This window comes from Streptomyces sp. NPDC000878 (assembly GCF_053599695.1).
This window is the reverse complement of the sequence record NZ_JBSFMT010000186.1, coordinates 1-1,551: the sequence shown is the minus strand read 5'-3', so window position 1 is coordinate 1,551 and position 1,551 is coordinate 1. Positions and strand designations below refer to the sequence as shown.

The window sequence follows — 1,551 nt, the reverse complement described above, 5'->3', positions numbered from 1 at the left end:
GGACGCCGCCATGCCCGAGCGGTGAAAACACCCTGCCCACGCGACAGTTGACGATCAACGACGTCTCATCACCCCAACCGAAACGGCGAGGCTAGGGCGTGGTCACTTCTTCTCGAAGAAACGGGCAACTGCCTTCGCGATGTTCTCGCTCTGGCCTCGGGCGCGGCCCTTGCTGTACGCGTAGCAAGCCACTACGACGACAAGCAGGATGATGACGTTCGGGCTCATGACTTCCTCGCTGACCGGGTGAGGGATTGGGGGTCTTGGGGCCTGGTCTCCCGAACGGGGGCGCAGATGAGATGCGGCCCCCGTCCGGGAGCGTCTGTCAGGAAATCCCGTAAAGCAGATCTCCGGGGGTGTCACCCCACCGCTTCATGCCGTCTACGCGGTGCGGGTGGAAGGGGGCCCAATACGTCGGCGGCACTCGGAGGAATTCGCGAGCCTCGTGCAGCTCAATTTCCATGATCTTGCCGAGAATTCGGCGGTACAGTTCCACATCGTCACAGTCCGCTACAACGATGGGGAATTCTGCGTACGTGGTGATTTCCTCCGGGTAGCCTTCCGGTGCCAGGTTCCGCTCTGACCTGTGCGCGGGGAATGTGAACCTGACTTTCACCGTGCCCTCGAACCGGTTGGTGTGGTCGTCGGCATCGATCGTCCAACCCGGCTTGTAGATCAGCTGATTGATCAGCTGCACTGCTGACGCTGCCTCCATTACGGGGCTTCCCTTCGTGTTCGGCGTGGCCGCTCCGGCGTCACCCGGAGCAACTTGCTAATTCGATACTAGATACTCTGACGTGTGATCACAACCCCTGTGAGCAGGGAAAACACAACCTGATCGAGTGTCACCTTGTGACAACTCGCGCATCAAATGGCGCGTCTACTACTGCGCTGTCTCCTGCGCCAACTGATGCTGAACGCTTCCCGCGCCTCGGGCATCGCCCCTGGTGGGCCTGGGCGCCGCGTGTGGTCGGGTTGGTGACATCCCCTCTGCTGCCGCTCTCCCTGCCCGAATGAGAGAAAGGGGGTTGGGGGGCTGGGGCTGGGTGGCGCGGCGGCGTCGGGGATCGGGGCGGGATTGTCTGGTTGCGCGTCGGCGGGGGCCGCCGCGCCGGGGGAGGGCTTGCACGCGGCCGTTATTGGGGCCTGGAGCAGGCGAGCGGTGAACTGCCTGTGTCGGCGTGGGCTCTGGGTATTGGTTGCCGGAAAGGCGTGGTGGGCGTATCCTCGTGTGCGTAATTCGTTTGGTATTTCAGGGAATTGAGGGGGAGTTAGTTTAAGCTTCAGGAATGGTATTTGAGGGAATCCGATTCCGGAAAGGAGATGTCTTGAATGGGATTGAGTATGGAGGTTGTTGACCGACCGTCAGGAGCAGGGTCACTATGCCTGATAGGCGCGCTTTTTGGAGTTCGCGGAGCGAATTCCCTGGCCGAATTGCGGAGCAATTCGGCTGATCGTCACGGAGTGATGATCCATCAACTCCCTTGCGGAGCAAGGGAGTTGACCCGTCGCGTAGCGACGGCGCGTCGTGTCTGCGGAGCAGACCGCGCG

At 61.5% G+C, this 1,551-nt stretch carries 2 protein-coding genes; both read right to left on the bottom strand.

Translation table 11 applies throughout. The features are described from left to right. Positions 1–102: 102 nt before the first annotated feature. The gene (locus ACWDR4_RS50070) at positions 103–228 is read right to left on the bottom strand and encodes a hypothetical protein (protein WP_450418862.1); all 126 of its coding nucleotides are present in this window, start codon (positions 226–228) and stop codon (positions 103–105) included. 97 nt (positions 229–325) lie between these two features. Then, positions 326–697 (bottom strand): hypothetical protein, encoded by a 372-nt coding sequence (locus tag ACWDR4_RS50065; RefSeq protein WP_450418860.1) that lies wholly within the window; start codon positions 695–697, stop codon positions 326–328. Positions 698–1,551 lie beyond the last annotated feature (854 nt).